19 protein-coding genes are annotated in these 23,062 nt (G+C 65.1%); 5 read left to right on the forward strand and 14 right to left on the reverse strand.

What is annotated here, in order from left to right; translation table 11 throughout:
• Positions 1–218 precede the first annotated feature (218 nt).
• On the forward strand, positions 219–3,752 hold the full coding sequence (locus AC5RVB_RS03090; protein ID WP_494141927.1) for a TM0106 family RecB-like putative nuclease: 3,534 nt from the start codon (positions 219–221) through the stop codon (positions 3,750–3,752).
• Positions 3,753–3,762: 10 nt separating this feature from the next.
• Here the strand turns inward: AC5RVB_RS03090 and AC5RVB_RS03095 are convergent, their stop codons facing one another.
• On the reverse strand, positions 3,763–4,431 hold the full coding sequence (locus AC5RVB_RS03095; RefSeq protein ID WP_494141928.1) for an NUDIX hydrolase: 669 nt from the start codon (positions 4,429–4,431) through the stop codon (positions 3,763–3,765).
• Positions 4,432–4,536: 105 nt separating this feature from the next.
• Between AC5RVB_RS03095 and AC5RVB_RS03100 the strand changes: the two genes are divergently transcribed.
• From AC5RVB_RS03100 to AC5RVB_RS03110, 3 genes are all read left to right on the forward strand, one after another.
• Positions 4,537–6,012: an ADP-ribosylglycohydrolase family protein gene (locus AC5RVB_RS03100; RefSeq protein WP_494141929.1), complete on the forward strand. Its 1,476-nt coding sequence runs from the start codon at positions 4,537–4,539 to the stop codon at positions 6,010–6,012.
• Between the two features lie 81 nt (positions 6,013–6,093).
• Positions 6,094–7,005 (forward strand): LEM-3-like GIY-YIG domain-containing protein, encoded by a 912-nt coding sequence (locus AC5RVB_RS03105; protein ID WP_494141930.1) that lies wholly within the window; start codon positions 6,094–6,096, stop codon positions 7,003–7,005.
• Between the two features lie 260 nt (positions 7,006–7,265).
• Positions 7,266–7,535, forward strand: a complete 270-nt coding sequence (locus tag AC5RVB_RS03110; protein ID WP_494141931.1) for a hypothetical protein — start codon at positions 7,266–7,268, stop codon at positions 7,533–7,535.
• 30 nt (positions 7,536–7,565) lie between these two features.
• Here the strand turns inward: AC5RVB_RS03110 and AC5RVB_RS03115 are convergent, their stop codons facing one another.
• The 6 genes from AC5RVB_RS03115 to AC5RVB_RS03140 all read right to left on the reverse strand — a co-directional run bounded on the left by AC5RVB_RS03115 (position 7,566) and on the right by AC5RVB_RS03140 (position 13,727).
• Positions 7,566–7,904, reverse strand: a complete 339-nt coding sequence (locus tag AC5RVB_RS03115) for a hypothetical protein (RefSeq protein ID WP_494141932.1) — start codon at positions 7,902–7,904, stop codon at positions 7,566–7,568.
• On the reverse strand, positions 7,901–9,049 hold the full coding sequence (locus tag AC5RVB_RS03120; RefSeq protein WP_494141933.1) for an ATP/GTP-binding protein: 1,149 nt from the start codon (positions 9,047–9,049) through the stop codon (positions 7,901–7,903). Before AC5RVB_RS03120 ends, AC5RVB_RS03115 begins: the two co-directional genes overlap by 4 nt.
• 69 nt (positions 9,050–9,118) lie before the next feature.
• Positions 9,119–9,817 (reverse strand): hypothetical protein, encoded by a 699-nt coding sequence (locus AC5RVB_RS03125; RefSeq protein ID WP_494141934.1) that lies wholly within the window; start codon positions 9,815–9,817, stop codon positions 9,119–9,121.
• Positions 9,818–10,102: 285 nt separating this feature from the next.
• Positions 10,103–11,947, reverse strand: coding sequence for a cytochrome b/b6 domain-containing protein (locus tag AC5RVB_RS03130; protein ID WP_494141935.1), 1,845 nt, complete (start codon positions 11,945–11,947; stop codon positions 10,103–10,105).
• On the reverse strand, positions 11,947–12,939 hold the full coding sequence (locus AC5RVB_RS03135) for an electron transfer flavoprotein subunit alpha/FixB family protein (protein ID WP_494141936.1): 993 nt from the start codon (positions 12,937–12,939) through the stop codon (positions 11,947–11,949). The genes AC5RVB_RS03130 and AC5RVB_RS03135 overlap by 1 nt, the downstream gene beginning before the upstream one ends.
• An 11-nt stretch (positions 12,940–12,950) precedes the next feature.
• Positions 12,951–13,727 carry an electron transfer flavoprotein subunit beta/FixA family protein gene (locus AC5RVB_RS03140; RefSeq protein WP_494141937.1) on the reverse strand — a complete coding sequence of 259 codons (777 nt, stop codon included), beginning with the start codon at positions 13,725–13,727 and terminating at the stop codon, positions 12,951–12,953.
• A gap of 245 nt (positions 13,728–13,972) precedes the next feature.
• On the opposite strand from AC5RVB_RS03140, the gene AC5RVB_RS03145 reads away from it, so the two are divergent.
• Positions 13,973–15,184 carry an FAD-dependent monooxygenase gene (locus AC5RVB_RS03145; RefSeq protein ID WP_494141938.1) on the forward strand — a complete coding sequence of 404 codons (1,212 nt, stop codon included), beginning with the start codon at positions 13,973–13,975 and terminating at the stop codon, positions 15,182–15,184.
• 48 nt (positions 15,185–15,232) lie between these two features.
• Here AC5RVB_RS03145 and AC5RVB_RS03150 read toward each other — a convergent pair whose 3' ends face one another.
• From AC5RVB_RS03150 to AC5RVB_RS03180, 7 genes are all read right to left on the reverse strand, one after another.
• A complete protein-coding gene (locus AC5RVB_RS03150; RefSeq protein ID WP_494141939.1) occupies positions 15,233–15,985 on the reverse strand; it encodes an IclR family transcriptional regulator in 753 nt (250 codons plus the stop codon).
• 94 nt (positions 15,986–16,079) lie between these two features.
• Positions 16,080–16,937 carry an IclR family transcriptional regulator gene (locus AC5RVB_RS03155; protein ID WP_494141940.1) on the reverse strand — a complete coding sequence of 286 codons (858 nt, stop codon included), beginning with the start codon at positions 16,935–16,937 and terminating at the stop codon, positions 16,080–16,082.
• Between the two features lie 55 nt (positions 16,938–16,992).
• Positions 16,993–18,477, reverse strand: a complete 1,485-nt coding sequence (locus AC5RVB_RS03160; protein WP_494141941.1) for an aldehyde dehydrogenase family protein — start codon at positions 18,475–18,477, stop codon at positions 16,993–16,995.
• Positions 18,478–18,486: 9 nt separating this feature from the next.
• Positions 18,487–19,290, reverse strand: a complete 804-nt coding sequence (locus AC5RVB_RS03165; protein WP_290245596.1) for an enoyl-CoA hydratase/isomerase family protein — start codon at positions 19,288–19,290, stop codon at positions 18,487–18,489.
• A complete protein-coding gene (locus AC5RVB_RS03170) occupies positions 19,287–20,525 on the reverse strand; it encodes a CaiB/BaiF CoA transferase family protein (RefSeq protein WP_494141942.1) in 1,239 nt (412 codons plus the stop codon). Before AC5RVB_RS03170 ends, AC5RVB_RS03165 begins: the two co-directional genes overlap by 4 nt.
• The gene (locus tag AC5RVB_RS03175; protein WP_494141943.1) at positions 20,522–21,667 is read right to left on the reverse strand and encodes a hydroxymethylglutaryl-CoA lyase-like TIM-barrel protein; all 1,146 of its coding nucleotides are present in this window, start codon (positions 21,665–21,667) and stop codon (positions 20,522–20,524) included. Before AC5RVB_RS03175 ends, AC5RVB_RS03170 begins: the two co-directional genes overlap by 4 nt.
• A complete protein-coding gene (locus tag AC5RVB_RS03180) occupies positions 21,664–23,043 on the reverse strand; it encodes an MmgE/PrpD family protein (RefSeq protein WP_494141944.1) in 1,380 nt (459 codons plus the stop codon). Before AC5RVB_RS03180 ends, AC5RVB_RS03175 begins: the two co-directional genes overlap by 4 nt.
• Positions 23,044–23,062 lie beyond the last annotated feature (19 nt).

Consider the following 23,062-nt stretch of genomic DNA (forward strand, 5'->3'; position numbering starts at 1 on the left):
CTGGGTACAGAGGCTCCCCTGCCACAGGCGAGTCTGTCCTTATCGCTCAGGGATTCCCGAGTTACAAAAAAAGTTTTTGACCTATCAGGGGCTCTCCTCGGGCTGCACGCAGAGCGTCGCGGGCTTCGACCGAAATGGTCGGCTAGGGTTTCCATAAACCAAAGCCGGCCAGGATTCTGTACGCTCCCTTACCGGATTTGAGCAAACAGGGGGAAAGAATGTTTTTGATTGAAGCACTGTCACCTTCAGCGCCACAGGACCTGGTTTTTTCCGCCAGTGATCTCGTCTCCGCCGCCGAGTGTGAGTACCAGGTCTTGCGCAAGCTGGATGAACGGCTCGGCCGCCGCGAGCGAGCCGACTTTGAGACGGATGCGCTCATGGCTCAGGCCGCGAAACTCGGTGACGCCCACGAGCTGCGCGTCCTCAACCAGTTCTACGAGCAATTCGGTAGCTGGAATCCACAGACCTCGTCCGGAGTCTACGAAGTAGACGTTGCCCCCGACACGGAGCGCTCCACGTTGGAGGCCAAGCACGAGGAATCCATAGCCGCCCTGCGGTCCGGGGCTAACGTCGTCTTCCAGGCAGCCTTCTTTGATGGCTCCTTCCACGGCCGCTCCGACTTCCTGGTCCGAGACGGCAGTGAGTATGCGGTATTCGATACCAAGCTGGCCCGGCACGCCAAGACCACAGCGTTGCTCCAACTTGCCGCCTACGCAGACCAGCTCGTGAAGGCGGGAATCACAACATCACCAACCGCCACCCTCATCCTGGGTACGGGTGAGCGAACCAGCCACCGAGTCGCCGATATTCTGCCGGTGTTTCGCGAACGCAGGAACAGGTTCTTGGAACTAACTGCGCGGCATCGGGCAGAAGGCAAACCCGCCGTCTTTGATGACTCCCGGTTCACCTCGTGCGGTCGCTGCGATTACTGCCAAGAAGAAGTCGAGCAGAACCGAGATGTGCTTTTGGTGGGGGGAATGAGCACTGTCCGGCGGAAAAAGCTTATGGAAGCAGGCATACACACGATTGACCAGCTCGCCGCCCTTCCTGACTCTCAAGCCGTCGGCCCCCTCCGCAAGCTACGGGACCAGGCTCAGATGCAGCTAGGACTCGGAGAAAAAGACGGCAGCGTCTCCTACCCCAAGAACGACACCGAGCAACAGCTTAGCTACCGGGTTGTGGACGAGCGCATGCTGGCCAGAATTCCGGCGCCGGATCCCGGCGACATCTTCTTCGATTTCGAAGGTGATCCGCTCTGGCAGGACCCACAGAGTGGCAGTTGGGGGCTTGAATACCTCTTTGGAGTTGTTGAAAAGCCCTCCGGTGCAGGAGGCAATCCTCCGTTTAAGCCCTTCTGGGCCCACTCCAGGAGTGAAGAACGCCGCGCTTTCACCGATTTCCTGACCTATGTCACCGAGCGGCGCCGTCAATACCCCGGGATGCACGTTTATCACTACGCGGACTATGAAAAGGCAGCCCTCCGCCGGCTGTCCCTCATACACGTGATCGGCGAAGACATGGTGGACCAGTTGCTTCGCGACAATGTGCTGATAGACCTGTATGACGTCGTGCGCCACAGCCTGCTGATCTCGGAGAAGTCCTACAGCATCAAGAAACTTGAGCCGTTGTACATGGGCACCAATCTAAGAGCAGGAGATGTAACCGATGCAGGCGCCTCAGTGGTCGCCTACGCGCAGTATCGTGAGGCCCTGGACGAGGGAAACACCAGTCTCGCAGCCGGCATCCTTTCCAGCATTGCTGATTACAACGAATACGACTGCCTCTCGACACTGGAGCTGCGGGATTGGCTCCTGAAACTCGCTGCGGACCGGGGCATTTCCCCCGCCCCTGCCTGGGACCGCCAAGAAGCCAGGGAGGCCGAACCCCCAAGTCCTGAAGAACAACGGCTGCTGGACCATGTGTCCCGAAATGGCGACGGACAGATGGATTCCGCGGACGACCGGGCTGTTGCCATGATTGCCGCCGCCACCGGATACCACCGCCGAGAAGACAAGCAGTTCTGGTGGGGACACTTCGACCGACTCAATCAGCCGGTTAGTGAATGGTCAGGTTCACGGGACAACTTCATTGTGGAGTCAGTCGAAGGAGTCACAAGCTGGGAGAAACCTACGCCCCGCAGCTCCCTAGCCCGTGAGCTGACGCTCACCGGCACCCTCGCTGAAGGATCCAGCCTTTCAACCGGCACCGGCGTCAAGGATCTTTTCTGTATGTACGAAGTCCCCCTGCCCGAACACCTCCGCCTCACGGACGACGGCAGCAACCTCCGTTCCGGCCATTTTCAGGGCACTATCAAGGAAATGGCGTCCGACGGTGAGCGCACAGTGATCACCTTGAGCGAGCGTTTGCCAAAAGGCGCAGATCCGTTCTTGGAACTTCCCGCAGCAGTGACGCCGGGGAATCCCATCGACACTCGAAACATCCGGAAAGCCCTGAAGGAACTGGCGGAATCAACCGGGAAGGCACTGCCCGGGTTGCTCCAGCACCCCGGTGTCGATCTGCTCCGGCGTGCTGTTCCCAGGCTTCGCGGAGCCACAACGCTGCCTGCCGTAGTCGATCACGATTACGTCGGCGCTATCACAGCCGCGGTGCAGGCTCTGGACAACTCCTACCTAGCCGTCCAAGGCCCGCCCGGTACGGGAAAAACACACGTCGGCTCCCATGTGATCAAAGAACTGGTGGTGAATCACAAGTGGAAGATCGGCGTCGTCGCACAGTCCCATGCCGTCGTCGACAATATGCTCAGCGCCGCCATTCAGAAAGCCGGGTTGCCCCCTGAACTCGTCGCCAAAAAGACAGGGCGGTCGGAGGTACCGTGGGAATCTCGAACCGATCCCGCGCTCAGCAAACTGCTGGCGTCAGAGGGCGGGTGCTTGATCGGCGGCACAGCGTGGACGATGACCGGGTCGCTCGTAGCCGAAGGGGCCCTAGATCTGCTGGTCATCGACGAGGCAGGCCAGTTTTCTTTGGCGAACATGCTCGCGGTCAGCCGCGCGGCCAAACGGTTGCTGCTCCTGGGAGATCCTCAGCAGCTGCCACAAGTCTCGCAGGGAACCCATCCGGAACCTGTGGATGTCTCCGCACTGGGATGGCTCTCTGCCGGCCATGCCACCCTCCAGCCGGAGTTCGGTTACTTCCTTGCCGACAGTTGGCGGATGCATCCGGACCTATGTAGGGCAGTGTCTCTGCTGGCCTACGACGGAAAGCTCGACTCCGCGCCCAAAGCTGCTGCCCGCCATCTAGCGGACTTACCGTCGGGGGTTGAGACGGTACCCGTGCTTCACCAAGGTAATTCGACATCATCTGTCGAGGAGGCACATGAAGTGCTTGCCCAGGTACGACGGCATATCGGCGCTATTTGGACCGAGGGCGCCGATACACCCCGTCCCTTGGAGCAGCCCGATATCTTGGTAGTTGCCGCCTATAACGCGCAGGTCAACCTCATTAGGACGGTCTTGGATGCCGGGGGGCAAACTGCGGTCCGCGTTGGAACTGTGGATAAGTTCCAAGGGCAGGAAGCAGCGGTCGTGATCGTATCGATGGCTTGCTCGGCACCCTCAGAAGCACCTCGAGGAATGGGGTTTCTCCTCAATCGCAACAGAATCAATGTGGCGGTTTCAAGAGGCCAGTGGCGTGCCGTCATCATCCGCTCCCCCGAACTCACCCGGTACATGCCCACACGGCCGGAGGCGCTGGAGGAGCTGGGCGCATTTATCGGATTGTGCGGGGGCTGATGAATCATACCTAAGCTGCTTGTCCCCTACGCCACAACCGTGACGGCCGTCCGCGGGCGCCGTCGGACACCAGCCCTGTGCCCGTCAGCTGCGGTTCCATAAGCCGGCGAAAGGTGTCCCGCATCAGCGGCCGGCCGGCCACCGCCTCGTGCAGGTCCCGGAGGTCCTTCAACGTGAAGGGCTCGGGCAGCAAGCCGGCGGGATCGGGGGTCTGCAGATAGTCCTGCCGGAGACGCTCCACCGCCAGGCGCACCATGTCTGCGTGACCGTAGGGCAGCCCCGCAATCAGGTCCGCGTCCACCGTGACCGAGGCCAACTGGACGTCGTTGGATTGCAGCGGCTGCTTCAGATCTAAGAACGGCACTGCGTCCACGTGCGCGACGGACAGTGTCCAGCCCCGGTCATCCCGGCCCGGATCATCGAAGACGTGAAGCTGCTGCGGCACCCGCCCCTCAATGCCTGCCTTGTCCCGGAGCGAACGCAGGACGGCGTCCGCCAGGGTTTCGCGTTCCCTCAGGAAGGTGCCGGGCAGCGCCCACCCCCGCGTTCGGTGTTCCTCCCGCCGGCGGACGAGCAGGACCATCAGCTCACCCCCGTCCACGGTCAGGGCTGCGGTGTCCACGGCGACCGAGGGCCGCGGGTACTCCAGGAGGGACGGGGGTGTGCGGGACTCACTCATACCCCTATTTATCTCAATCTTGCGCAAAAGATGCAAGGCGTGCATACTGGAACCTGTTAGCGCAGAAATGCGCTAAAACCATTCACTATTCACTCTGGATGCCGTATGAACCTCAACTCCCAGCAGAATGACCGCGCCGCAGGCGTCCTCGTGGCCCTCGCCGCCGGAGACGCCCTCGGCGCCGGCTACGAATTCGATGCCCCACTACCCGACGGCGCCGAAGTGACAATGAAGGGCGGCGGGCCGTTCGGGTTCGATCCGGCCGAGTGGACTGACGACACTTCCATGGCTATCCCTATTGCTGACGCGCTGCTCGACGCCGACCCCACCCCGGCGGCGCTGGACGCCGTCGTCCGGGCCTGGACCGCGTGGGCACGCGACGCCAAGGACGTCGGCTCTCAGACGAGCAACGTCATTGCCCGCGCCTGGCGGATCGCCGGTGACGACGGACGGGCGGATCTCACGGCAGACGACTTCACCCGCGCCGCATCCGCATTCCACGCCCGCACCGGCCGCAGCGGCGGCAACGGCTCCCTGATGCGCACCGCTCCCCTGGCCCTGGCCTACCTGGACCGGGAGCCGGCCGAGCTGATGGCACAGGCCGGTGTGCTCAGCGCGCTGACCCACGTGGAAGACGATGCCCAGGATGCCTGCGGCCTGTGGTGCGTTGCCATCCGCGAGGCCGTCCTCACCGGACAGCTAGAGATCCGCACCGGGCTGCCGCTATTGCCACCGGACCGTGCCGCCCTGTGGTTGGAGCGGATCGAAACCGCCGAGCGCTCCCGGCCACGGGACTTCACGAAGAACGGATGGGTGGTTGAAGCACTCCAAGGAGCGTGGAGCGCCATCTCCACCACTCGTACCGAAAGTGCCGGTCCTGTTCACCTGCGGGCCGCGCTGGAAGAGGCGGTCCGCGGCGGCCGGGACACCGATACGGTGGCCGCCATCGCCGGTTCCCTGCTCGGTGCCGCCTACGGCTTCTCTGCCGTCCCGTTCGAATGGCGCCGGAACCTGCACGGCTGGCCGGGCCTGCGGGCACGCGACCTGATGACCCTCGGCGTCGAACTCGCCGCCGGCAACGGATGGCAAGCCGACGCCTGGCCTCGCACGACGCACTTTGACTACAGCTCCTGGTCCCGGACCGATGTACTCGTCCGGCACCCGGACGACGACGGCGTGTGGCTCGGCGGCGTCGGCGCACTCGGCAGGACGGCTGAGCTGGGCATCGATGCAGTGGTCAGCCTCTGCCGGCTGGGCACGGAGGATGTTTCCGGCATTGCCCCAGAGGATCAGGCAACCTTCTGGCTGGTGGACTCCGCGTCCCCCGAGTCCAACTCGCATGCCGCCTTTGTACTGCAGGAGGCTGCCGGCGCCGTCGAACGCTTCCGGGCCGAAGGCAAAACTGTGCTGCTGCACTGTGTGCGGGCCGAGTCGCGGACCCCGACCGTCGCTGCCTTGTATGGGGCGCGTGCTGCCGGGCTGACCCCGCTGGAATCGCTGGAGCATGTGCGCCGGGTGCTGCCGAATGCCCATCCGAATCCGGCGTTCCGCGAAATGCTGGCTGCGGCGGCGGGAAATTAACCGGTATTTGGTGACGTGTCCCCGGGATTTTTAGAAGTGCACCTGCGATCGTGTAACACCAATTACCAAATGGGGGAAATCTTGGACAGCAAACCTACACCTGATCACGATTCACGCGTCATAGAACAGGTAGCTTCACTCCTCGGCCGTTATGTCTACCTTTTAGTAGATCCGCGCACCCGCCAGCCGTTCTACGTTGGGAAGGGAATTGGCTCACGCATGCTGGCCCACGGGTTGGAAGCCGAAGCTCTCACTCCCGAAGAAGAAGAGCAGGACGCAGAACGCTCTCGCAAGATCAGCAGTATCAAAGATATTCGAAGCGCAGGCCTAGAGCCGAAGATTTGGATTCTTCGCTACGGAATGGGAAGCGAGTACACACAGGTGGAAGCCGCTGCCATCGACTTGCTGATGACCTTTCAGCTTGCCCCCGTTCAGCCCTCCTACCCGCTGGAAACAGCGGCCCAGCTGACCAACGCCCGCCGTGAGGCAAGCCGCGGCCAGGGAATTCGCACACTCGACAGCATCGTGGCTGAGTTCGCCGCACCAGAGCTGTCCTACGATGTCGACCCGCTGCTTCTCATCACGCTCAAGAGCTGGAATGACGAGGTGCTGGATACGCCTGGTGGCACGATGCGGACCGGATATGGTTTCAAAGCTTCCTGGTTCAATCAGGACACTCTTGTGGAAGAGATCGACCATGTTGCCGACTCCGTCCGCTGCTGGTGGAAAGTCGACCAGGTCCACGTTGAGCGGGAGGGCATACGGCATGTGGTTGCCGTGCACCGCAGCGTCACGCGTGCCCTTTTTGAAATCGTCCCCGGAACATGGGAAACGAGCGAAGACGGCCGTCGCGGGTTCCAAGTAAAACCCGTACTCGACGGTGAGATGTTCGACCGTGTAGTTGGTCCCTTCGGACACCGCACCCCAAAGAAGCTGATGGGCGACCGGAGCACCCTTAATTATTGGCCGCGCACCAAGAGACCAATCAGCTAAGCGCCGGAACGAAGGGCCGAAAGGGCTGGACATCATACAAATCCCCCGTAGGGGAATCACACGTCTTCGTCACCAGAGGCAGCCTGACCAATTTCATCCGTCGATGAACTCATTCCTCCGCTAAGGGAATTCATCCGTATGGTTGCCGAAGGCGCCAAGCAACGGCGACACGAAGCCACCTCGAGCCGTCCCGCCCCGTCCCCTACTGGCGATGCCGCTTGGACCGGCATATATGGGCCGATAAGCTCAGCCTTATGCCGATGACGAAGGGCTCCCGCACGGATTCCGGTTCCGCTGCAGGACGAACCCTCGAAATTTTCCTGGACCTGCTAGTGACCCTGTCCACGGACAGCCATTCATACCTGCTGGCGGAAGAATACGAACAAGCGCTAACGGAATCGGAACGGTCCCTGCGGGAAAGCCTGTTGGATCTCGAGAAGCGAATCACCGAAGACGAAGCCCGAAGCAGCGGTGGCGTCAGGCTGCGGGAGATGTTGGCTGAGCTGGGAGCTCCGACTCCCAGCTCATGATCCGCTTAAGCCTCTTACGTCAACCGGCTTTCAGGCCCTAGGAGACGACGTTTTGGACCAGTCCCGCGCGTATTCCGACGCGACTTCGGGCCAAACGATCCTTTGCCCATCAGCGACGGACTTGATTTCTTCCACCACCGCCCCGGATACGACGAAATCATGAGGAATCGGCCTTCCCGCTCTGTCTTTCCGTCCTTCCGGATCCAGAAATCGCAGCACCACCTTCTCGCCGACACGGCGGCAGACCTCAGGTTCATCTTCTAAGCCGGCGAACGCCTCCTGATAGGTGGGGAGCGGGTCCGTAAGACCTCCGTCGCGGAGAAATGTGAAGCCCCAAGCCTGTCCGCGGGTCGCCCAGATCAGGCTCATCTGCGGCTCCTCAGAAGAACGCCGTCCTCTTCTGCCTGGTCCAGGTCCATCTTGAAACGGGTTAAGGTCGCGGACATATACTCCTTCTTGGCCATCGCATCAGCGTTCATCTCCCTAACCTTGCCTGCGGCCAAATTGACGGCACCGCTTAGTACGTTCGGACCAATCAGGTTAACTAGAACTCCGATCCGACCAGGAATGTCCAATTTGCGTCCCGTTAGGGCGGCCGCCAGTGCTCCAACCCCATCCAGAAGGTTCTCTACCACTTTTCTGGGGAGCTGCTCAGCCTGGGCCCACTTAGCATGTCGCTCAAATGGGAGGATCGCTGCCAAGGGCTGGATCAAGTCGATACCGATGCGCTTGTTGACCTCAATTTCGCCAGGGCTGAATTTCGCTGATGAGAACAGTACGAAGTCCTCACCCACCGAGAGTGCGTCGTTTCCATCTACGAGCTGGGCCAGGACTCTACGCAGCTGGTCCATGTCGTCCCCGGCCTTCTCAATGAGAAGATCTCTGAACCTGAAAACATCCATATCTGGCAACAGGTCAGCCTTCGATAGGGCCATGACCCAGATGCGCGGAAACTCGACGAGTGGCTTGCCCTCTTCCAAAAGGTCATCTTTGAGCGACAAAAGGCCGTTGCGGAAGTTGGAAATCAACGATTTCAGGTATCGCTCTTCCTCGCCAGCATTGTCCAACAACCGTTGAGCATCCACCAACAAAAACGCTGTATCAGAGCCAAGCAAAGACCTGAAAGTGTCAATCCTGTGCTGCGCCTCGGTTGGCCCGCTTACGCCCTTTTCAAACCATTCGCCAGGGTAGTCATGCCACACCAGACGGAGTGCATCAAAGGGTTTGGTTTTTATCCCTCTTGCTTTCGCGCCTTCCTTCAACTTCACTGAAAAGCTATAGGAGGAGGATGTTGGCGTGAGCATAGGTGCACGAGCCGAATCCCGCATTCCCAAATAGTTTCGGTGTAGACGCGTGCCTTGGCCAATATCGTCGGCCACCACATGGAACACATTCTTCTGCAGGTACTGGGGCTCCTGTGTACCCCCGTAGAACGACGAAAGCATCACCGTCTTGCCGCTGCCGCTCTCACCAAACACTGCAATCTGTTGCTCTAACGCTCTGCTCAATTTCATATGGTGAACAATACGTGACCATATGGAGTGCACAGGTCTGACAGCACCGTGATCCGTAAGCTTGGAAGGTTATCGTCCCAGATGCCAGCTGTAGCTGGCTGCATCCCAATTGACGGTTGCCGAGAATACGTAACCGCTTTCAGAGCCGTTCTCTTTCTTCTCATTGACCGCAATGCATTCAAACGTTCCCGTTATCGCGGTGAGGTCATCGACTGATCCTCCGCCCAAAGGCGTGCACTCGGTGCGCTGGATTGGTCCGTCCAACCGCCCGGCGTCCACGCGCTCGGTTGCGTCTTTCTGCACAGCTTCTTCCAGACCATCAACAATGAGTGCCCGCACAGCCCTCTGGGCCGATGCTTTTGCTTCGGCAGCCTCTTGTAGCTTCTTCGCTTCTGCTGCCGCCTTTTTTGCTGCTTCTGCTGCTTTTCGGTCAGCTTCCTCCTGCGCGGCGACCTCCTGCGAATGCTGTACTGCGAGCGTGATTGCTGTACCCGCACCCACAACAAGTACTAGCGCCAGGATGATGGCCGTGGTTTTTTTGCTCAGCCGGGCACGCTTGCGAATGTACGAGGCACCACATTTTGGACAGTAGTCCCCTGGAACAGAACTCTGGACGCTGCATTTAGGGCAAATGCGGGTCCAGTGCTGCTCAGGAGCCCGTCCCTCGCCTTCCGCAGGTACACTCGCCGTCGTAGCCGCGGTCGCTTCTGATGGTTCTGCGTCGCCTACGTCATTGGTATTTGCGCTGGATCCTGTTTCGTCTGCCATGTTGCTCTCCTTGTTTCTGTGGTTACTGGAACAAGGGATTCGGCAGATTCGAATGCGGCGGGCACGCCGAGAATCGGCGGCGGAACTTCAAGCGTCAGTGCAGTTTCCCCATATAGCTATCGGGTAACTGCCCAATTGCGTGAACAGTATATGCGCTTTTTTGGGCGGGTTATTGCCGCAACCAACGCTCAAACGGCCCGGCTTATGCAACTTGCAGAGCCCACTTTCCTGGAGACACCCCGGCCACGGGACAGGGGAATCCCGTGGCCGGAGGACTGGAAACCGTTACCGGGAACTGACCTTCCCGAACAGGGAGGCCACCGGCGCCAGAAGGAACGGCCGGCTGGCTGCCCATGCTCCCGCAATAACGGCCAGCGACAGGACGAACATCCAGAAACCGAACCAGTTGGAGGCATACGCCGAGGGGTCGCTGGAACCCTGCGCCGCATACATATGGTTCAGGTTGCGCAGGGCACCCGTGGCGAAGACCAGGATGACGTGAACGGCAATAAACGCCACGAAGTAGAGCATCACCGGGAAATGCACCCGGCGGGCCGCCTCGATGGGGAACAGCTGGCTCGCCTTTGCCGCCTTCTTCGGCCACACGCCGGACATCCGGAAACCGGTAACTGCGGCAAGCGGCGCGGCTATGAAGATGGTGACAAAGTAGGCCAGCTGCTGCAGGGCGTTGTAATTCACCCACCCGTTGTCCGTCGGCCAGTCCAGGGACATGTACTGCAGACCGGCAGACACCGCATTGGCAAAGACCTCCCACGAGGTGGGGATGACACGCATCCACTGGCCTGTGGCGAACAGCAGCACAATGAAGACGGCCCCGTTCACCAGCCACAGCAGGTCGAGGGACTGGTGGAACCAGACGGTCAGGCTGACTTTTGCCCCGCCCGTGCGCTTAGGCGTCCAGTACGCGGAGGGCCGCTTTTCGCGCCGGATCTGCAGGCCGGAACGGATGATCAGCACCATCAGGAAAACGTTCATGAAGTGCTGCCAGCCCAGCCACGCCGGCAGCCCGACCGGAGCGCCCTCGGGCAGGTGGTACTCCCCCGGATACGCCGCCAGGAACGAAACGCCCGCATCGCTGCTGAGGAACCAGCGCGAACACAGCACTGCCACGGCGGCAACAACTACCAAAGCTGCGGCGGCGGCACCGAGCTTCGCCCAGCGGTTCGACAGCCAAGCCCTGCCGGCTCCGGTGGAGGGACCGGTCGATACCGGATTGGCCGGGGTTGCTGGGGTGGCCGACGCGACAGGTGAAGCCGGTTTGGCCTGGGCGTCTCGCGCCGCCTGAGCTGTAGTCCCGGCGGGAGCAGCAGACTTGGCGGGTGCAGCCGAGGCTTCCGTGCCCGCAGACTGGTCAGTTGCAGCCGACGACGACGGCGTGGCGACGGATTCGACGGCTGCCACCTCCGTCTGGACTTCGGCAACGGTTGGCCAGGCGTCTTCGCCGGTTTTCCGAGGCAGTCCCTGCCGCAGCCGGACCGTCTCGGTGCGGCTGCCGGCCGCCGGAGTGGAAACAGCCGGATTGGCGACAGCCGCAGCGACGGGCGTTTCCGTCACCGGCGCCGAGTGTCCACCCGCTGAAACGGCAGGTGCTGCATCGTGTGCTGCAGGGGCACCGGTCGTTGAATCATCCGGTGCGGCAACGTGCGCCGCCGCCGGTACCGATACGCCGCCGGGCGGCCACGGCTCGCCGCCCGGGGTGCGCGGCAATCCGCGGCGCAGGGAAACGGTCGCCGATGATGATGCAGACTTGGTCGGCGGAGCGGGCTGATCAGTCGGTTCAGGAGCTTCAGCCGCAGGAACAGCCTGGGCTGTGGACTCGACTGACTCCTGCGGCGTCGCCTCGCCCGAAACCTGCACTGTCGCCTCACCCGGAGCTACCGTTGCCGGGGCAACCGCCGCCTTGGGCGCCTCGGCGGCGACGCGCGCGTCTCCGGCCGCTGTCGCCTCAGCCGGAGCTACCGGAGCCCCGGCACCAGCCGTAGCAACCTCCGCCGCAACCGGCGCCTGAGCCCCGCCAACATCCACCGCTCCCCCGTCGACCTCCGGCCACGGTTCCCCGCCCGGCCGGCGGGGCAGCCCGCGGCGCAGGGTCGTGGTTGCGGCAGTCATCAGGAGGCCGCCTTCTTCGCCTGGAGCACCTCGATGGCCTGCGGGATCACGGTAAAGAGATCACCCACCACGCCGAAGTCCGCCACCTCGAAGATCGGCGCATCGGCATCCTTGTTGACGGCCACAATGGTCTTGGCGGTCTGCATGCCGGCCTTGTGCTGGATGGCGCCGGAAATGCCCAGGGCCACGTACAGCTGCGGGGACACCGAAACACCGGTCTGCCCCACCTGGTGGGCGTAGGGAATGTAGCCGGCGTCGACGGCTGCACGGGAGGCACCCACGGCCGCCCCAAGCTCGTCGGCCAGCTGCTCCACCAGGGCAAACTGCTCCAGCGAGCCCAGACCGCGGCCACCGGCCACCACCTTGGCGGCACCGCGCAGCTCCGGCCGGGAAGCGTTGACTGCAGCGGCATCGAAGGAGTCCACCGCGGCGGCACGGGCACCGGAGAGGGTGAAGGACAGGTCCTGCCGCTGCAGCGGCCGGGCCTCGGCCCGTGCCTCCACTGCACCCTGGCGGAGCGTGATCACCGGAGTGCCGAAGGTCAGGGCGGATTCGGCCAGGAACTCTCCGCCGTACACGGAATGCTGGGCCACAATGCCCTCGGCATCCCGGGCCACACCCACCGCGTCAACGGCCACGGCGGTTCCGGCGCGCACCGCGTACCGGCCGGCGACGTCGCGGCCCTCCACGGAGTGGGAGATCAGCACGGCGTCGGGCCGGACCAGGGCGGCTGCCGCTTCCAGGGCATCCACGGTGGGCACGGTCAGCTCCCCACCGGAGGCGGAAGTGTCAGCCACCAGGACCTGCGCGGCACCGAAGCCGGCGGCGGCCTCGGCCGCCTCCGCCAAGTCGTCCGGTGTTCCGGCCAGTAGCACCACGGGGGTGCCGATGCTGTCCGCGGCCCCCAGCAGCGCCGAAGCGCTCTTGGCCAGGGCTCCGCCGGGAAGGGTGTCCAGCAGCACGAGAATGGAATCAGTTGCGAATTCAGTCATGATGGTGCCCCTCAGGCCAGTTTGTTTTCGAGTAGGTACTCCGCCAGCTGCCGGCCGCCGTCGCCGTCGTCCACAATCTTCACGCCCGTCCCCCGGGCCGGACGCACGGATACCTGGGTGAGGATGGAACGCGGAACGTCCAGGCGTTCGGCGTCCAGGCCCAGGTCCGCGGCGCTCAGCACCTCGAACGGCTTCTTCTTGGCGGCCATGATGCCCTTGAAATTGGGGAAGCGGCAGGGCGGCAGTGCCTCGGTCACGGAAATCACCGCGGGCAGGTCCGCAGACACCTGTGCCGTGCCGGCGTCCGTCATCCGGGTTCCGGAAACCGCGGTCTCGGAGATCTCAACGGAGGAGAGGAAGGTCAGCTGGGGCAGGCCCAGCCGTTCGGCCAGCATGGCCGCCATCATGCCGCCGGAGCCGTCGGTGGACTGGTTGCCGGCGATCACCAGGTCGGCGTCGATCCGCTGCACTGCGGCCGCCAGCACTTCCGACGTCAGGTTCATGTCCGCGCCCAGCAGGGCCTCGTCCGCCACCTGCACGGCCGAGGACGCACCCGCGGCCAGGCCCTTCCGAAGGGTTGCGGAGGCGGATTTCGGCGCCATGGACACCAGGACCACTTCGGTGCCGGCATTGGCATCGGCATAGGTCAGAGCCGCCTCCAGGGCGCGCTCCCCGATTTCGTCCATCACCACGTCCCCGGCCGCACGGTCGGCAAGCCCGGTCTCCAGGGACAGCTTGCGGTCCCCATAGGTGTCCGGGACTTCCTTGACCAAGACAACGATTCTCATTACGGCTCCTTAAGTGTGCGGAAGCTACGGCGGCCCGGCCCGCGGGCACCGCCTCAGTTTCATCAGCGCCAGCCTAGTGGCGGAGTCGCAGGCTGCGTACCGGTCCTCTCACTGGCTGATAGTGCGGTGGCAACCCATTGACGCAGCTTCCATCCCTCCCTATTCTGTTTGAACGAATGAAGTTCCGCTATACAGAATCAGCAGGAACCGCGACGCCGCGGATTCGCACCGGAGGAGAGCAAGACATGACGCAGGAAATCACGAAGGTCCACACCCTGGTGGTAGGCGGAGGAATCGGCGGCCTGGCCGCCGCTGCCGGGCTCGCCCGTGCCGGCAAGGACGTCCTCGTCCTGGAACGCGCCCCCGAATTCGCCGAGGTGGGCGCCGGCATTCAGCTGGCCCCCAATGCGCTGTCCGCACTGGACCGGCTGGGCGTGCTGGACAAGGTCAAGAAGGACGCGGTGGTCCCGGAGCGGAAAATCTACATTGACGCCGTCACCGGCCAGACCATTGCCACCATTGACCTGGGCGAAGAGTTCCAGGCGCACTACGGCTACCCCTACATCGTCACGCACCGCGCGGACCTGCACTCGGCACTGCTGGAGGCCTGCCAGGAGAGTGGCCGGGTGGAGCTGCAGACCGATGCGGAGGTGCTCAGCGCCACCAACCAGGCCGACGGGACGGTGCTGGTCAAGACCCTCTCCGGCTCCCAGTATCTTGCCGAAGCGGTGATCGGGGCCGACGGCGTGCGCTCCAACCTGCGCGGGGCCATCATCGATGACGATCTGGTGCCGTCCAAGTACGTGGCCTACCGCGGCACGGTCCCCATTGAAGCCGTGGGCGAGGACGTCACCTCCTCCCCCGCCGTGCTGTGCTGGCTGGGCCCGAACATGCACCTGATCCAGTACCCCCTGCGCGGCGGAAAGCTGTACAACAACGTGGCGGTCTTCAAGTCCGACGCGTACTCCCCGGACCACGACAACTGGGGCACTCCGGAGGAACTGGATGCCCGCTTCTCCGCGTGCTGCGACGCCGTGCAGAACGCCGGCCAGTACCTCAGCCGCGACATCCGCTGGCCCATGTATGACCGCGAGCCGGCGGATGTGTGGGTGGACGGCCGGGTGGCCCTGCTGGGCGACGCCGCCCATCCGATGCTCCAGTACCTCGCCCAGGGCGGTGCGCAGTCCATCGATGACGCCATCGCGATCTCCGAGGAACTGAACCGGACGGAGGACGTGGAGGGAGCATTTGCCGCGTACCAGGACCGCCGGCTGAAGCATGCCGGCAACATCCAGCGCCTGGCCCGCGCGGCCGGAGAGCTCTTCCACATTGAGGGCGTGGGCCGGAACATGCGTAACTTCATCTTCCGTGACCACGATCCGAAGGACTACTCGGATCTGGACTGGATGTTCATGCCGCTGGACCGGGCTCCGCAGGAGCGGAACTACCCGATCTAAGCCCCGATCCAAGCCCCGGCCCAAGCCGGCCGCCCAACCCGGCGCCTGTCAGCGGTGCAGCTCATCCCCGAGCTGCGCCGCTGCTGCTTTGGCGGCCTTCACCAGTTTCGGCAGGTCCGCCTCACCGATCCTTCCGGTGGGGTAGGTGACGCCGATGGCGTAGTCCACCGATTCCCCGTCCCGCCCGTATACCGGGACGGCCAGGGCGCTGACGCCGTGCTCCACTTCCCCGTGCTGGAGCAGGAAACCGTTCGCCTCGATCTCGGCCAGGTGGTTTTCGAACCGTTCCCGGCCGACGCCGGCTGACTTGAGCATGGGCGAGGGCACCGGGGTGTCGACGCCGGAGAGCAGTACCCGGCCCATGCCGCTGCTCACCGCGGGCTGGGCATGGCCCTCGCGGTTGCCGACGCGCAGCAGATGCGGGCTTTCCACGGAGGCAATGGTCAGGGCGTTCCATCCGTCCAGCATGGCCAGGTGCACGGTCTCGCCGAACTCCTCCACCAGACCGGTCAGGATGGGCCGGGCCAGCTGCCGCACCCGCTCGCGCTGGTCGGAGAGCCGGTCCAGGGTTTCACCGGGATGGTAGGCCTTGGTGTCCGGGTCCTGGCGGGCGAACCCGCGGTGCACCAGCATCTGGAGCAGCCGGTGGGCCGTAGACGGAGCCACGCCCAGGACGGCAGCAACCTCGCCGATCCGGATGCCGGCCGGGTGTTCGGAGACCAGGACCACCAGGCGCAGGGCCTTGTCCACCGATCCGATGGGATAGGTGGGCTCGTCCTTCTCTCGCTGCTTAGCTGTCATACGTCAAGACCTTAGCGGGGTCTCGCCCTCCAGAATGCGATTCTGCGCCGGTGTCGCTGAAAACCTAGGTCGCTGTAAACGAGCTTCCCGGTAATTAGTGGGCAGGTTCCGGCGGCACAGCGGACGACGCAGGCAGCGAGTGCCGGGACAGGTCGCCGCTGATGGCCCGGGCGGTCCCCAGCACCTGCGGCAGGATGGTGCGCGGCTCAGGAATCCGGGTTTCCGGGAAGGACACGGTGAGGCTGGCCACCACCGTGCCGAGTTCGCCAAACACGGGCGCTGCCACGGAGGTCCGGCCGGGCAGCCCATCGTTGAGCATCACACCGTAACCCTGCCTCCGGATCTCGGCCAGCTCACGTTCCAGCGCGGCCAGCCCGTACGGAACCGCGGCACCCGCGGCGGAGGCGCCGTCGTCGTACGCTGCGCCGCTGCTGTCCTCCGCTTCCAAGGCCGCGTCCTTCCGGACCTGCGTCCAGGCGTCCTCGCTGTAGGCCAGCAGCACCCGGCCGCCGGCCGTGCTCTGCAGCGGCATCCGGCGGGTGACGAAGGAGGAGGCTGCGGTGGGTTTGACCCGGGTGATCCGGTCCCCGAAGACGGCGTCCTGGCCGTCACGGACGCCCAGGTAGACCGTTCCGCGGGTGGCCATGTGCAGGTTGACCAGGTACGGCTGGGCGAGCTCCCGCAGGCGCCGCACCTGCGGTGCGCTGACGCCCAGCCGCCAGATGCGCGCGCCGAGGCGGTAGCGGCCGCGGGCCAGGCGCTCCACGCCCTCCCACTCCACCAGGGCCGCGAGCATCCGGTGCACGGTGGCCGGCGGCAGGCCGGTCCGTTCGCAGATCCCGGCCACCGTCATTTCCTGGCCGCCCTCGAAGCAGTCCAGGATTTCGAAGGCCCTGCCAAGGACGGACCGCTTTGTGTCCTCGTGCGGATCCACCGTGCCGTTGCCTGCCATAAAATCTCCGTCTATCCCGTGGGGCGGGCCCGTTTCCGCCAGCCACCCGGCGATTCTATCCGTTGAGCGGCGCCCGCCCGGACGGCACGGCGTAGGTCTCAATGGTTGGACGTACTGTGACCCATTGTGTCTCCGTGAAGGCCTCAAAGTTCGCTTCCGGGCCGCCGAAGCGAGCACCGTTTCCGGAGGTTCCCATCCCGCCGAACGGTGCCGTGGCCTCATCCCCCACGGTCTGCTCATTGATGTGCACTACCCCGCTGTGGATCCGGTCCGCCACCGCCATGGCCGTGCCGGCATCACCGAGCACCGCCACGGAGAGGCCGTACGGGCTCGCATTGACCAGCTCCACCGCTTCATCAAGGGTTTCGTAGGCCAGGACAGGGGCCACCGGCCCGAAGATCTCGTCCCGCCACACGGGCATGCCCGGTTCGACGCCGGAGAGCACGGTGGGCAGGTAGGCCCGGCCGTCCGTCCGTCCGCCGGCGTGCACCCGGGCACCGGCTGCCACGGCGCCGTCCACCAGGGCTTCGACGGCGGCCAGCTGGCGTTCATCGATCACCGGGCCGATCTGCACGCCTTCCTGCCTCCATGGGTCCCCCACCATCAGGGATTTGGCGATCCGGGCCAGCTCCGCAAGGTAGTCCTCCACCTGGGACACGTGCACCAGATGCCGGCCGGCCGCCTGGCAGATCTGCCCCTGGTGCAGGAAAGAAGCGAAGGCCCCGGCAGCCGCAGCGGCAGCAGTGTCCGCCCCCGGCAGCACCAGGACCGCGTTGTTGCCGCCCAGCTCCAGGTGCGCCCGCTTCATCTGCCGTGCCGCGGCCTCGCCCACCTTGATGCCGGCCGCCGTCGAACCGGTAAAGGAAATGATGCGCACCTCGGGGGCGCTGACCACGGCCGCGCCGATCTCGGCCCCGCCGGGAAGGACCTGCAGCACGCCCGCGGGCAGGCCGGCCTCGTCGAAGATCCGCTGGATTACGGCGCCGCCGCACACCGTGGTGCGCGGATCCGGTTTCAGCAGCACGGCGTTGCCGACAGCGAGCGCCGGAGCCACCGAGCGGATGGCCAGGGTCAGCGGATAGTTGAACGGGGCAATGACGGACACCACTCCGGCCGGAACCCGGCGGGAGAAGGACCAGCGCTGCTTGTTGGTGGCCAGGGTGTCCCCCTGCGGCAGGGTGGGCAGCGCGGACGCCTCGGCGCACTCGGAGATGGCGGCGAGGATCTCGGTGCCGGCCTTGGCCCAGGTGCCGCCGCTCTCGCGGACAATCCACGGCGTGATCCGGTCCGCGTGCTGCGCGAACAGCTCGCTGGCGCGGCGGAGCACGGCGGCGCGGGCTGACGGCGGGAGCGCGGCCCAGTCCCGCTGGGCGCGGGCCGCGGTGCGGGCGGATTTTTCGGCCTGTGCCACGGAGGCGGTGGCCAGCGTGGTGATCACCTCACCGGTGGCAGCCTCGCGCACCGGCAGCGGCTCGCCGTCGCCGTCCGTCCAGATCCCGCCGCGCGGGACGGCCCATTCCTCAACCTGAAGCATGTCCATGGCCGCTTCCTACCTGTTCTTCCACTGCGGGGCGCGCTTCTCCAGGAACGCGCGGACCCCCTCGGCACGGTCCTCGCTGGTATAGGGATTCGGACCCACGTTCAGGCGCAGCGCCGAGCTGACGGGCAGGCCCCAGCTCTTGGTGGCCATTTCCTTGTAACGGCGCAGGGATACCGGGGAGTTGGCCACAATGCCGGCCACGTAGTCCTTCACCGCGGTCTCGAACTCCTCGCGCGGCACCACCTTGTTGACCAGGCCCATCTGCAGGGCTTCCTCCACCGGTACCATCCGGGCGGTGTAGAGCATGTCCATGGCCAGGGCGCGCGGGATCAGCCGGGGCAGCACCACGGAACCGAAGTTGGCGCCCATGCCGCGCTTGGCCTCGGTGAGGCCCACGGTGGCGCCCTCCACGGCGATCCGGATATCGCAGGCCAGGGCTATTTCGCAGCCCCCGGCCAGGGCGTGCCCGTTGATGGCGGCGATCACGGGTTTGTAGGTCTCCAGCATCACTTCCAGCAGCGCACGGTACTCACCGGTCATGGGGGTGTGTACCTGCCGCCCGGCGCGGGCCACGCTGTCCATTTCCTTCATGTCGCCGCCGGCGCAGAACGCTTTGTCGCCGGTGCCGGTGATGACCACGGCCCAGACATCCGGATCCTCCTCGGCCTCCACAAAGGCCTTCACCAGGAGCTGGACGGTGTGCCGGCTGATGGCGTTGCGCCGTTCGGGCCGGTTGATGGTGATCCACGCTACCGAGTCCCGTACTTCGTAGCGGACTTCCTCGGCGCTGCCGCTGATCAGGCCGTCGCTCATGCGTCTGCTCCTTCTGTGGTGGTGCTGTCTGTTGCGGTGCCGGTCTCGATGACGCCGGCGGCCAGCAGTCCGTCAATCTGCTCGCCGGTGAGGCCGAGGGCGGTGAGGACGTCGGCGGTATCCGAACCGAGTTCGGGCGGGGTCCGGCGCTGGGCCAGGTACTCCCCGTTGAAGGTGACCGGGGTGTTCACCACGGTCACGTCTCCCAGGACCGGGTGGCTTACGTCTTCGAGCTGGCCGAGGGCCTCCACCTGGGGGTCGGCCAGGACCCGGTCCAGGGTGTTTACCGCGGAGTGCGGAACCTTGGCCTTCTCCAGGCGCTGCAGCAGGTCATCCATGGTGAACTTGGCCGTGGCTTCGCCGAGCCGTTCATTGACCGTGTGCCGGTTCTTCACCCGGGCCAGGTTGTCTTCAAACCCCGGTTCGTCCCGCAGGTACGGGGCTTCAATGGCGTCCAGCAGGCGGTAGAAGCTCTCGTTGTTGCCCACGGAGAGGAACACGTAGCCGTCAGATGCCGGAAAGGCGCCGTTGGGGACGTTGCCGCGGAACCCGGAGCCGAGCCGTTCGGGGACGGCACCGCCGGCGGCGACGCTCATCAGCGGGGTGTTGACCCAGGCCAGGGCGGTCTGCAGCAGCGAGACCTCCACGTGGGTGCCTTCACCGGTCTGCTCGCGGCGGCGGAGCGCGTCAAAGACGCCCAGCGCCAGCCACATGCCGGTGCCCATGTCCATCATGGACAGCGGCACCCGCGCCGGCGGGCCGTCGTCGGAGCCGGTCATGGCCACCACGCCGGCGTAGGCCTGCAGCATGGCGTCATAGGCCGGCTGCTGGCTGCGCGGCCCGGTGCGTCCGTAGCCGGTCATTTCCACATAGACCAGCTTCGGGTTGATCTCCCGGATCCGTTCCCAGGAGAATCCGGCCGCGGCCAGGGCGCCCGGGCGCAGGTTCTGCACCAGGACGTCGGCGGAACCGAGCAGCTCCTCGAGCAGTTCCGCGCCGCGCTCGTCCTTGTAGTTCAGGACCACGGATTTCTTGTTCCGGTTCAGGGACAGGAACGTGATGGAGATGCCGCCGCTGAGCGGTGCCCAGGTGCGGGCGTCGTCGCCGCCGCCCAGGCGTTCCACCTTGATGACCTCGGCTCCGAAATCGGCCAGGATCTGGCAGCCGTAGGGAACGGCCACGCTGGTCCCGATTTCGATGATCCGGATTCCGGCCAGGGATCCCTGGGTACTCATAGCGCCGGTTCCTTTCCTGCGGCGAGCCGCGCGTCGTAGTTCTTCCGGGCCGGGGACTGCACCGGCTCGCGCCAGGGTGAGAGCGCCCCCTGGTAGACGGAGGGTCCCAGCCGGAAATGCTGGGCTTCCTCGAAGGTTTCAATGAAGGGCATGTCCATCGGGTACACGTCCTCACCGGTGGGGCGGGGGCCGGCCGCGGTCACCTTTGACCACAGCGGATGGCCCACCACCTCCTCGGCGATCTTCCCGGCCTCGATCAGCAGCGGCAGGTCGATGCCCGTCTCGATTCCTTCGGATTCGAGCAGGTGCACAAAGTCCTCGGTGGGGATCATCCGGGTGGCGCGGCCGTTGCCGCAGTAGGGGCAGCCGCCCATGCCGCCGATGGCGGTGTCAATGAGCAGGGTGTGCCGCTCATCCAGTTCCTCCATCGCCACGTAGGCGGAGAGCATCGCCATCCCCCGCGCGTCGTGCAGGTGCAGGTGGTAGTTGCGGACCTCGGGCCAGGTGTGGACCACGCGGCGCATCATGGACCGCACGGCGGCCGGGGTGTTCCAGCTCATCGGGTCGCCGATCTGGATGCGAGTCACTGGGATGCCGGCGGCGGTCCAGGCGTCATACTGCAGCTGCAGCAGCCGCATCCGCTCGTCCTCGGTGAATTCGCCCAGCCAGTTCGAGCCCCAGGCGGCGTTGATGGAGATCTCCGCGTGGGTGATGCCGGACTCGCGGGCGGAGGCCACGGAGCTTTCCAGCGCGTCCAGTTCATCCTGCTGGCTGCGGTTGGTGTTGCGCCGGACAAACACGTCGCAGAGGTGGACCTTGATGCGGCCCAGCGTGGGGTCCGGCAGGGTGAGCTTGGAGGCATATGCCGCCCGGCGCTCGGCGCCCTTCCGGTTCAGCACGATCGCCGTGTATTCCACGCCGTCGGCCGGGGTGAAGCCGTCAATGACGGCCTCGACGTCGGCCATTTGGGGTGTCCATTTCGGGCTCACGAACGAGCCAACGATGATTTTTTTCAGTCCGGTCCGGGACAGTGCGTCCAGCAAGCGGATCTTGCCGTCGACGGGGATGTCGCGGCTTTCGATCTGCATGCCTTCGCGCATGCCTTCTTCCTGGATCACGACGGTGGGCCTGCCGTTGCTCATGGATTCCTCCCGGAAATAACTCGTGTGAAGGCGGGGCCCGGTGCATCCGAGACCGCCTCGATGATCTGGTCCGCCAGCTCGGCGGAATAGCCGCCGGCCCGGATGCACTCCACGCTTTTCTCGCGCAGCTCGGCATCCGTCAGCGGATCGGCATACTGTCCGTGCGTGATTTCCACGCGGGCCGCCCGGGTGGACCCGTCCGCGAAGGAGGCCTCCACCACGGTGAACCCGGTGGCATACTCCGCCGGCCCCACCGGCGGTTGATCGCTCTCCCCCACCTGGACCCGGCCCATCAAATCCCGGACCTGCCCGTCCGCGAAGGCTTCTTCGGTGAAGTCCTCCAGCGTGACCCGCCCGCGCAGGTAGGCCACGGCCAGCACGTATTCGAGACTGAATTTCGCTTCGGTGCCCGATGTAGGGGCGGTCCGGCGCAGCGGACGGGTTCCGCGGCGGTGCAGCGTCGCCTTGAGAGACACCGGCAGGTCCCGGGGATGCTGCCGGCGCAGTTCCAGGACGGCGTCGATGCCGCGGTGGGTTCCGTAGCAGCTGGCGTAGCGTTTGAGCCCCCAGTCCTGGACCCACGCGTCCGTCCAATATTCCAGGCGCTCGTCCAGGGTCTGGGCTGCCGATCCCACCGGTGCCAGCTGCGGATCGCCGTAGCGTTCCAGGAACCCGTTGGGCGCTTCCAGCTCCTCCGGGTTGGCGGTAAACCCGGCCCGGGCCAGTTCCACCGCCATCACCGCATCGCGGGCGGCTGCACCGGCGTGCAGCGGTTTGGTCATGGAGCCGAAGTTCGGCCGCGAGCCGGCGGCCAGCGAGGAGACCAGGCCCAGCGCGTGCCGGGTGGTCTCCACATCCAGGCCGCTCAGCCGGGCCAGGGCGGCGACGGCGGCGAGCCGGCCGACCGTGGAGGTGCTGTGCCAGCCGCGGGCGTAGTGGACGTGCTGCGGCAGCAGGTCCGCCAGCGCGCGGAACGCGGCGGCGCCGACGTCGTACGCGGCGGTAAAGTTCACCGGCGCGGCGGCTTCGCCGCCCCAGGCCTCGGCGGCGGCCACCAGTGCCGGCATCAGCACGGCGCTGGGGTGCAGCGGCATGGACGGGGAGATGTCATCGAAATCCAGCAGGTGTGCCGCTGTTCCGTTGACCAGCGCCGCGTTGGACGCCGAAGTCCGCTCCCCCGAGGTCCACACCGTGGCAGGTCCGGACGGAGACTGGGTCCGGGCCCAGTCGCGCAGGATCGTCTCCCCGGCGGACCCGGCGCTGCCCAGCGCCACGGCCACCGTGTCGATCAGTGCCCGGGCAACCTCGTCCCGGTGGTCCGCCGCCGCGCTGCTGCCTGTTACGGCATAGGTGGCGAGGACCTCCGTGGCACCCATTTCCGCTGTGTTCCCGGCC

Source organism: Arthrobacter sp. Y3225209, assembly GCF_059090685.1.